This window comes from Bradyrhizobium sp. Mp27, assembly GCF_029953005.1.
In the GTDB taxonomy this organism is placed as follows: Bacteria; Pseudomonadota; Alphaproteobacteria; order Rhizobiales; family Xanthobacteraceae; genus Bradyrhizobium; species Bradyrhizobium barranii.
On record NZ_JASAUS010000222.1, the window covers coordinates 1 to 9,046 of the forward strand.

Annotated in this window: 12 protein-coding genes and 1 pseudogene; 4 read left to right on the top strand and 9 right to left on the bottom strand. The window is 58.9% G+C overall.

The window, feature by feature from the left end:
• Positions 1 to 57 precede the first annotated feature (57 nt).
• The 4 genes from QJT78_RS45805 to QJT78_RS45820 are packed head-to-tail and all read right to left on the bottom strand — an operon-like array spanning position 58 to position 1,830.
• A complete protein-coding gene (locus tag QJT78_RS45805) occupies positions 58 to 528 on the bottom strand; it encodes a GNAT family N-acetyltransferase (protein ID WP_281460658.1) in 471 nt (156 codons plus the stop codon).
• Positions 529 to 567: 39 nt separating this feature from the next.
• Positions 568 to 780, bottom strand: a complete 213-nt coding sequence (locus QJT78_RS45810) for a hypothetical protein (protein WP_038945386.1) — start codon at positions 778 to 780, stop codon at positions 568 to 570.
• A 51-nt stretch (positions 781 to 831) separates the two neighbouring features.
• Positions 832 to 1,236 (bottom strand): VOC family protein, encoded by a 405-nt coding sequence (locus tag QJT78_RS45815; RefSeq protein WP_038945387.1) that lies wholly within the window; start codon positions 1,234 to 1,236, stop codon positions 832 to 834.
• Between the two features lie 15 nt (positions 1,237 to 1,251).
• Positions 1,252 to 1,830, bottom strand: coding sequence for a helix-turn-helix transcriptional regulator (locus QJT78_RS45820; protein ID WP_312016902.1), 579 nt, complete (start codon positions 1,828 to 1,830; stop codon positions 1,252 to 1,254).
• 80 nt (positions 1,831 to 1,910) lie between these two features.
• On the opposite strand from QJT78_RS45820, the gene QJT78_RS45825 reads away from it, so the two are divergent.
• Positions 1,911 to 2,420, top strand: coding sequence for a YdeI/OmpD-associated family protein (locus QJT78_RS45825; RefSeq protein WP_202801367.1), 510 nt, complete (start codon positions 1,911 to 1,913; stop codon positions 2,418 to 2,420).
• A gap of 13 nt (positions 2,421 to 2,433) precedes the next feature.
• Here the strand turns inward: QJT78_RS45825 and QJT78_RS45830 are convergent, their stop codons facing one another.
• Entirely contained in the window at positions 2,434 to 3,228 is a 795-nt protein-coding gene (locus QJT78_RS45830) for an alpha/beta hydrolase (RefSeq protein WP_157790117.1), read from the bottom strand.
• Between the two features lie 120 nt (positions 3,229 to 3,348).
• Here QJT78_RS45830 and QJT78_RS45835 point away from each other — a divergent pair, with 120 nt between their 5' ends.
• A complete protein-coding gene (locus tag QJT78_RS45835) occupies positions 3,349 to 3,927 on the top strand; it encodes a TetR/AcrR family transcriptional regulator (protein ID WP_038945391.1) in 579 nt (192 codons plus the stop codon).
• A 212-nt stretch (positions 3,928 to 4,139) separates the two neighbouring features.
• On the opposite strand, the gene QJT78_RS45840 is transcribed toward QJT78_RS45835, so the two are convergent.
• The 4 genes and pseudogenes from QJT78_RS45840 to QJT78_RS45855 form a co-directional block, all read right to left on the bottom strand.
• A complete protein-coding gene (locus tag QJT78_RS45840) occupies positions 4,140 to 4,562 on the bottom strand; it encodes a hypothetical protein (protein ID WP_202801368.1) in 423 nt (140 codons plus the stop codon).
• Between the two features lie 174 nt (positions 4,563 to 4,736).
• Entirely contained in the window at positions 4,737 to 5,645 is a 909-nt protein-coding gene (locus QJT78_RS45845) for a CPBP family intramembrane glutamic endopeptidase (RefSeq protein ID WP_080586850.1), read from the bottom strand.
• A 38-nt stretch (positions 5,646 to 5,683) separates the two neighbouring features.
• Positions 5,684 to 6,317, bottom strand: a pseudogene (locus tag QJT78_RS45850) (glutathione S-transferase).
• Between the two features lie 122 nt (positions 6,318 to 6,439).
• Positions 6,440 to 6,901 carry a carboxymuconolactone decarboxylase family protein gene (locus tag QJT78_RS45855; RefSeq protein ID WP_038945393.1) on the bottom strand — a complete coding sequence of 154 codons (462 nt, stop codon included), beginning with the start codon at positions 6,899 to 6,901 and terminating at the stop codon, positions 6,440 to 6,442.
• A gap of 73 nt (positions 6,902 to 6,974) precedes the next feature.
• Between QJT78_RS45855 and QJT78_RS45860 the strand changes: the two genes are divergently transcribed.
• Both QJT78_RS45860 and QJT78_RS45865 read left to right on the top strand, forming a co-directional pair.
• Positions 6,975 to 7,862 carry a sigma-70 family RNA polymerase sigma factor gene (locus QJT78_RS45860; RefSeq protein WP_038945394.1) on the top strand — a complete coding sequence of 296 codons (888 nt, stop codon included), beginning with the start codon at positions 6,975 to 6,977 and terminating at the stop codon, positions 7,860 to 7,862.
• A gap of 36 nt (positions 7,863 to 7,898) precedes the next feature.
• A complete protein-coding gene (locus QJT78_RS45865) occupies positions 7,899 to 8,816 on the top strand; it encodes a LysR family transcriptional regulator (protein WP_038945395.1) in 918 nt (305 codons plus the stop codon).
• Positions 8,817 to 9,046 lie beyond the last annotated feature (230 nt).

Here is a 9,046-nt window from a genome sequence, read left to right on the forward strand (position 1 = left end):
ACGCCTCAAGCACCTTGCGATCTTTCCTCGAAAGGTGGACTTCTCTTGCTTCGGGTATCATCCCGACCTTGAATCACGACTCACGTTCCAAGAAAAGTGGGTACTAGCGGCCTCTTCGTCCGTTTTCTCGAAGCCTAGCCGATCATAAAAGGCCGCGGCTGCGACGCTTGACGTGCGAAGACGCAAAGCCAGGAATCGCTGCATCGCTCGCACTCTGATCTCGTTGACGAGCATCGTGCCGATGCCGAGACGGCGAGCAGGAGGCGCAACATAAAGGTGCCGCAAGCGCCCAATCGCTGGGAGGCTGGAATAAGGGTCCGCGTTCAAGCCACCGACACCGCACAAGCGTTGGTCGCAGTAGGCTCCCAGCAGAAATTCGCCATCGCCATCGAAACGATTTAAGCCCGCCTCCCATTCTTTGCGGAGGCGGCGCATAAAATGGTGACCCTCGAGGTCGGCTTCGACCATGAGCGAATTCAATTCGTCGCTCATGGTCAAGACGGGACGAATTTCTAAGCCTTGCGTCATGAAGTCTTCCAACGAGGTCGGCCTGCTGAGCCGCTTTCGCTACTGACGCAGTTCATCGTTTTTCCGGAGATAGGGACGAAAAAACATATAAAGGCCGCTGATCAGCGACAGCGCCAGCGGCGGCAGCGGTGCGTACACCACGTAGGCCGGCGGCGTTGCGAACGCCCTCACCACAAAGTTTGCGAGGATGGTCAGAGTCAGGATGATGCCCAGCCAGCGATGGCTTTGTCGCATCCAGTTCGGCAAGGTCATAGCGCCCTCTTTCAAAAAGCAGCCAGGTTGGGATGATGCACATGGCGTCTCCTAGCGGCCTTGCACCAGCTTCCAGCCATTACCCGACGGATCGCGAAAGGCGGCGTCGACGGAGCCGTAGCGCTCGACCGGTTCCTGGATGAATTCGACGCCGCGCTTCATCAGGGTGGTGTAAGTTGCCCGGCAATCGCTCACCGCGAGGACGAGGGGGGGCATGGCGCCCTTGGCCACAGCTTCAAGCAGGGTTTGAGCGGTCGCGTCATCAACGGATGGCGCCTGCGGCTTGAATAGCCCCAATTGAAACTCAGGCTGATCTGGGTGCTGAACAGTCAGCCACCTGTAATCGCCATTTTGCGCATCGGTGTGGAGCTTGAAGCCGAGCTTCTCCACATAGAACTGGAGAGCTTCATCCTGATCATCAACGTATAGTCCGACAACTTGAATACCTTGGGCCATATCGATCCCCTTTCGCTAGCAGGGCTTATCCGCTTTCACTTGGCGCCGCTTCTCCGAAACTGCCATTTTGAGATGAGGGCGCTGCGCGGCGCTGACGAAGCAGTTAGGAACCCGTCCAAGATCTCCCGGCATCGACTGCGTTCTGGCCCGCAAATCGCTAGGACTTTCGCCGGTCACGTCCCGGAAGGTTCTCCCGAAAGTCCCGACGCTGTTCCATCCGGTCTGAAGCGCTATTTCGATGATCGGCAGTCCGGTGTCGCGCAACAAGGCAGCGGCGCGCTCGACGCGGCGCGTCATGAGATAGCGATGCGGCGGCGTACCAAACGCATTCCGAAAGGAGCGAGCAAAATAGGCTTCTGAAGCGCCGCTCACCCAAGCGAGGCGTGCTATCGGCCATTGCTCATGGGGAGCGGCGTCCATTCGGTCTTTCGCGCGCAGCAGGCGACGCAACAGTTTCAAGTCCTTAGCGATCGCCGGCTTCGTGGCCCTGGTCGTCGTCTTAGGCCGCTCGGTAATCACCGTCTGGGCGTCACCCGAGCCGGTCATGCACGATGCTGAGAACTCGACGTTTCGAGAGTGGGCAATGGCGGTCATCGACGACAGTCAATTCGACTGAAGCGACGGTTTACACGCCGGTCAGGAACCTTATCATTAGAACATAAGGCGGGTGCCTCGTGCTGGGTGAGAGCCACGGGGTGCTGCACCGGATCAGCAATGCAGGCGGTGCTCGGATGAAGTTTCAGGCAAAAGTCATCCCTTCCGGAAATGCTACGGGAGTTGAAATTCCCGAGGATGTCGTGCGCGCGCTTGGACCGCAGGCGCGACCGCTCATAACGATTTCGATCAACGGCCATACGTGGCGCAGCAGAGTGGCGGCGATGCGCGGGCAACGACTGATAGGGATCAGCGCCGCGAACCGCGCAGCTGCAGGCGTCAGTGAAGGCGACATGATCGAAATTGATGTTGAAATCGATGATGCACCGAGAGTCGTTGCCGAACCTGACGATCTCGCTGCCGCGCTCAACCACCATCCGCAGGCGAGAGTCTCTTTCGACCGTCTGCCTTTCTCCCTTCGGAAGAAGCACATCGATGCGATCGAGCAAGCCAAGAGCGCGGAGGTTCGGCAGCGGCGCATCCAGAAATTGGTAGAAACTCTGCAAGAGGTGCCTCCGCGTAAACGATGAAAGGCCGCCCAGATCAGTCGGTCAGGCCGTTGATGAAGTGATGGAAGCCTTTCAGGAACGCGTGAGGCTGTTCAAGAAACGCAGCATGGCCGGCGTCAAACTCGCTGAGATGAGCATATCGCATCTTACAAATGGCCGGGCGGCAGAAGCGGAGTGGCGCCACCTTGTCGCCTCGCGCCCAAGCGAACCAGACTGGCAATTTCAGCCCCGCAGCCAAGGCCCGAATGTCGGCTTCAGGTTTCGTGAAACTCGTCCACGCCTCCGCCAAGACCGGCGCAGTTTCATAGGCTGCGGCGACGATCCGTTCGCGTTGTGCGTGGGCTTCCCGCTTTGGGAGAACTAGACGATAGAAAAGGCCGAACGCGGTCGGATACCATCGTGCATGGCGCGCGCCCGCCCGGAAAAATGAGGCGAGGCATCCACAGAATGCTCGCGCAAATCCATTCACGGCGACCAGGCCACCCGGATCGCATAGAACCAGTGCCCGTACTGGCGCGCGAGACGCATAGATCATCGCCGCAGCACCACCGATGGAGTTGCCGAGAATGATCGGCCTGACGATTCCCAATTTGCTCAATATCCCAGCCAGCAACTCAGCGTAGCGCAAGGCGCTGGCGCTATGGTGCGGGTCTGGGCCCGAGCGGCCTTGAGCAGGCCAATCGATTCGAATGATTTCGAATTGCCCCCTCATTGCTTCGGTGAAGGCTTCGAAATCCCGCCCTCCATGGCCGATAGCGTGCAGGCAAACGACCGCCGGGCCAGATCCGTCGCGCGCGACCGCCAGTTGCACCCCGTCGATTTCGATCATGGCAGAGTCTGCCGGAACGCCGATTTGCGCGCGAAGGTTTGTCATCAATAATCTCGCCTTGACGAGCACGAAGTGATATCAATATCACATTGAATAGTCAATAAATGTGGAGTGTTGCGGATGGCATCCGGCGAGGCTGGACCGACTACGGCGACTGCGCTGGCGGCGGCAGCCATGGCCGAGTTCAACGAACATGGGTTCGACGGCACCGATACCAATCGAATTGCCCGCCGAGCGGGCTTTGCGCCGCAGACCTTCTATCGCTGGTACAAGGATAAGGCCGACGTCTTCGTGACGGTTTATCGAAGTTGGGAAGAGCAGGAGAAGGCTGCGCTGCTCGAGGCGATAGCTGCCTCCGCGGTGATCGAGGAGCTGGTTGACACGATAATCTCCCATCATCGCAGCCACCTGAATTTTCGTCGCAGCTTGCGACAGTTATCCGCGGAGGATCCGACCATTCGGGAGGCTCGCGCCGCAAGTCGGATTCGGCAGGTTGCGTTTGTTCGCTCTTGGGCCGGCAGGGCGGAAATTCCCGACGAGGTGATCGCTGTCGCGTTGTTCCAGATCGAACGCTTATCAGACGCCGTTGCCGAGGGTGAGTTCAACGACATGCGTCTGGAAGACGATGCTGCCCGCGCCGAGATTGCGCAGATCATGATCCGTCTTCGGCAACCTCCTGACGGCTGTGCCGGGCAATGAAGCAAGAACGAGAGTCCGGCGAATTTATCGGGGTGTTCGATTCTGGCAGCGGTGGTCTCACCGTTATGCGGGCCTTGGAGCACGAACTGCCGCATCAGTCTTTCTTGTATCTCGGCGACCACGGCCATGCGCCCTATGGAAACCGCTCGCCGGATGACATCTACGCACTGACGCTGCGATCCCTAGAGATGTTGTTTGATCGAGGCTGCTCGTTAGTGGTCGTGGCCTGCAACACCGCTGCCGCCACGGGATTGCGGCAGTTGCAGCAAACATGGTTGCCCCTTTACCATCCCTCGCGGCGCGTGATCGGCGTGATCGTGCCCGTTGTCGAAGCAATCACCGGCGAGCCCTGGCACGCTGGTGATAAAGGTACGAGCCGCGCCACGTCCGCTGCTAGCCTGGTAAAGGTCGCAATTTTTGCAACCGCCCACACCGTCAGGACGCGGGCTTATGTAACCGAGATCGAACGTCGCGCTCCACACATCCGCGTCATACAGAAAGCCTGTCCCAGCCTGGTCGGATTGATTGAACGCTCCGCGCCAGAATTTGAGATCAGGCAGACGGTCCGGCGCTATGTCGGGCAGATGCTGGACAGCGATGGCATCCCAGACATCTGCGTTTTGGGCTGCACCCACTATCCTCTCGTCGAGAGCTATTTCGCGTCAGAGTTGCCGGTGTCGACGCGGCTATTTTCGCAGCCGGAGGCCACGGCAATAGGCCTATCGGGGTATCTGGACCGACATCCTCAGTTCCGTTCCCGCGGCCTGGCACGTCGCCAATTTCTGACGACGGGGGATGCGAGGCACGTCTCAGCTTTGGCCACGCAATTTTATGGGCGCCCTGTCGAGTTTGAAAGCTTGGTCCAACAGGGTCCGATAGAGAGCGACGGTGCGGTTCTTTTTGAGGGAGAGTGCCACGGCGATAAGCGCCGTGCACGACAAGACCGCGAAATATTGGCTTTCCAGGAGATTGAGGCGATCGATAACGATCAAGGTTGGTGCATCAGCGAGGCCATGCACACCGACGCAGAGGAATAAATTACGCGTGACCATATAGAGCGCTGCCAAGGCAGCCCCTGCCAGGAACAGGCCCGGTAACGACGTCAAAACTGGTGCACCGACATAGACGAGCAGTGGGATATGCATGATGGCGAAGAGCAGCTGTGACAGGACCAAAGCAACGCTCCAGCGCTGCGTCGCAGTCCAGCTCGATGTGCCGATGCACCTGGCGATCTGACGTAAGGCGACTCCTCGGAAAAGCGTTTCCTCCAAAAAGGCTGTCCCAACCGTCTCTGCCATCCAGCGGCCGACGAGTTTCGCCGGTGCACTTGCCCAGTCGCGATTCCAGATTGGGCCTCCGACGGAGAGTGCCAATACGGCTTCGATCGCGTTGATCGCGAGCCAGACGGAGACTGTTCCCGTAATTGCTGTCCGCAGTGAGCCGGACCAACCAAGGTCGCCGGGACGCTGTCGACCGACGCAGGCGAGAATAAAGACGACAACGGCAAGAATCGTAAGATTGGCCAGTAAGGTCGGCTGCACAAGGCCGCCCGTCGCGTTTCTGATGGGCGCAAATTTATGGCCGGGGAATACATAGCCCACAAATGTCAGCCGCAGGATCACGAAGGCAGCGGCGGCCACGAGGGCGCAAGGAACCGGAAGCGGGCGCAGGTCGCCTATCGCATTGTCATCTGCGACCCGCCGTAGCAGCTTCATCATCTGTCTTCGAGTCCTATCCGGCTATAGTCAGCCCTGCCTTATGGCTTCCCGGCATTGGCCGCAGCCCGAATATGTGCCGGACGGGAATGAACGCTGTCGAGCCAGCGATAGATGTTCGGATGCGACGTAGCTGACATGCTGGAGCGGGTTCGCGCCGCTTCCAGGGGATAGCTCATGATCACATCGGCAGCGGTGATCTCGTCACCGGCAAACCATGCCCGTCTGGAAAGCTCGCTTTCCACAAACTCGAGATGGACATTGATCAGCGGCTGGAATTTGCGGATCGCGACATTGCCAAAAAATTGGAACGCGGCTGAGAACCAGCCGGGTAAACAACACCGGCATCAATGACCCTTCCGCATAGTGCAGATAATATCGGTACATAAGAGCATCTTCCCGGGCCGGAGGCGCACCGAACGCCCCTCCTGCCTTCTCGACCAAATATTCGATGATGGCACCTGTCTCTGCGACAGTCCGCTCAACTCCACCATCGATGTCCTGAATGACAGGCGACTTCCCGAGCGGGTGAATATGCCTAAGGCTCGCCGGCGCAAGCATGGTCCTCCGCTCGCGCTGGTAATACTTGACCTGATACTTCAACCCAAGCTCTTCAAGTAGCCAAAGCACACGTAGGGAGCGGCTATCCTCGAGATGGTGTACGATGATGCTCATAATAACACTTCCAACAGCTGCCATAACGTTCGCCCCGCCGTTCAGGGATGGGCTTCTACAACCGGCGATCCTGCTCATTCGCGCCCGCAAACGCAGGCCCGCGGGCGCGAGACGAGCGGCGCTTAGCCTCCGAGAGGCTGACCTGCCGGTTGCCGCGTCGCGATGTTGGTTCGATTGAACATGTTGATGGTCCCTATCCACAGGACTAGGGCGGCGAGCTGTTTCTCGTCGAAACGCTCTGCCGCTTCGCTCCAGACCGAGTCGGGAACGGGATCACGCATGTCCAGCGCGGTCATCGCTTCAGAGAGCGCGAGAGCCGCGCGTTCCGCATCGGAGAAATATGGCGCTTCACGCCAGCCGGCGACGGCATGGAGCCTTTCGTCCGATTCTCCTTCCTTCTTGGCATGCTTAGTCCCGATATCGACGCAGAAGCTGCAACCGTTAATCTGGCTTGCGCGCAAATGTGAGAGATGGAGCACTCTGGGATCGACGCCCGCAGCCTGTGTAGCGGCGATGAGCGCCTGTATCGCGGGTACTGCGCCCTCGATCAAAAAGCCCGGATTCTTCATCCTCGCCTTTAACATCCTAATCTCCTGTCACATCTGCCTGACGTCATTCGTCAACCCTATGACGTGCCAAACCGAGGGAATGTGACCGATGAGGGATGCGCAATTTCTAGCCGAACAGTTTGAAGCCAACAGAGCGCATCTGCAGGCGGTGGCCTACCGCATGCTCGGGTCGCGCGCGGAGGCGGAAGATGCCGTCCAGGAAGCTTGGCTGCGCCTTTGTCGGGGAACTCCCGACAGCCTCGAGAATCTGACCGGCTGGCTCACGACTGTCGTCGGGCGCGTCTGCCTGGATCAATTGCGCACTCGGAAAAGACGACGGGAGGAGCCCATTGGGGCTGAAGCCGAGGCATTGCCTGCCGATGCCGATCCTGAGCGCGATATAGCTATGGCCGACGCCATCGGCACGGCCATGCTGGCCGTACTCGACATGTTGTCTCCACAGGAACGCGTGGCCTTCATCCTGCACGACATGTTCAATCTGTCGTTCGAGGACATATCTGGCATCATCGACCGTTCGTCCGAAGCGGCGCGGCAGTTGGCCAGTCGGGCACGTCGGCGCGTCCGAGGGCAGGCGGGTCATTCGGAGGCGCATCGCCTGCGGAATCGGGAAATCGTCGATGCGTTCTTGACTGCATCGCGGGGCGGCGACTTGTCCGGCCTTTTAGCGATCCTTGATCCCGATATAGTCCTACGTGCCGATGCGGCAGCGATCGCCGCCAGCGCGGCACGCGCCGATCAGGGGGCACCAGCATTCCGGACGCCGACCCTTCACGGTCGCGAGCCGATTGCAAAACTTTTTCTGGGCCGCGCTCAGGGAGCGCAACCAGCGTGGGTCGATGGCGGCCCGGGCCTCGTGGTCCCTATTGGGGGGCAGCCGATTGCCGTCTTCAGATTCAAAACCAAGAACGGTGTCATCGCGGAGATCGATGTGACCTGCAACGTCCAAACCATAGAGGCGATGAAGCTGGAATATTAACTTTGTTCGCCGACGTCCTCGCGGGGCAACCGATTTATGAGTATCGAGCTTCGACAGCTAGAATGGGCGCTTGTCGTCGCTCAACACCGAAGCCTCCGACAAGCGGCGGAGGAACTAAACGTGCGGCAATCAACGCTCAGCCGCAGTTTGCGAGTTCTCGAATACAAACTCGGTGCCACGTTATTCGAGCGAACTAACGGAGGCACGCGCCCGACGATTGCTGGCCAAGAATTTCTCGACGCGGCCAGGCGGATCGTGGACGAGACACAGGGGATTGCCAGTCGCTTCAGAACCCGTGCACGCGGCGAAAGCGGTCGGTTGACCATAGGCGTTCACGCTTCGCTCTCCGCCGGGAATCTTCGCGCCACGCTTCTAGATCACCGTTCGCGTTTTCCGGATGTGGACACACGACTCGTCGATGGCTCAGGCGATCATCTGCTATCTGATCTTGCAAATTCTGCGATCGACGTCGCCTTCTTGATCGAAGGAAATCTCCGGTGGGCTGATAAATCGCTACCGGTTTGGAGCGAACGTGTCGTTGTCGCGGTGCCCGAGACGCATCCGTTAGCCACGCACGATGCCCTAAATTGGGAGGATCTCAGGACTGAGTCTTTGCTGCTCCCTATGCGCGGTCCAGGGCCCGAATTTCTAAAGCTGTTCATGAGCAAGATGGGAACCAACGACCCCACCCAGCTGTGTAGCCACGACATTTCGCTCGACCGTTTTCTCACTTTGGTCGGTGCTGGCTGGGGACTCCTCTTGGCGCTAGAAGGCGCAACGGGCGCCACCTATCCAGGAGTTAGCTTCAGAGAATTACGCGATGCCGACGGCCCGACGCGACTCAATTTTCGTGTCTGCTGGCGAGACACGAATTGCAACCCGTCGCTGCCACCGTTTCTCGATCTACTTCGCGCACGCTATCCTGAAATAAGCCGCTTCACTCCAAAGGAATAGCAAAGTGATAGAAACAGAACGGCTACTTTTACGCCGTCCGAGTGCCGCTGATTTACCTGCGTGGACCGCCTTTTTGTCGGACCCTGAAGCCACCAAGTTTATCGGCGGTCAACAAGATGCTGAGAGCTGGCCCCGCAAATTCGGACAGTAGCTTGAGTGGATTTTCTGCCTGACAGCGGCGAGGATTCTTGCTGCGAATCAGGAGCGAAGATGACGAAGAAGAGCCGCCG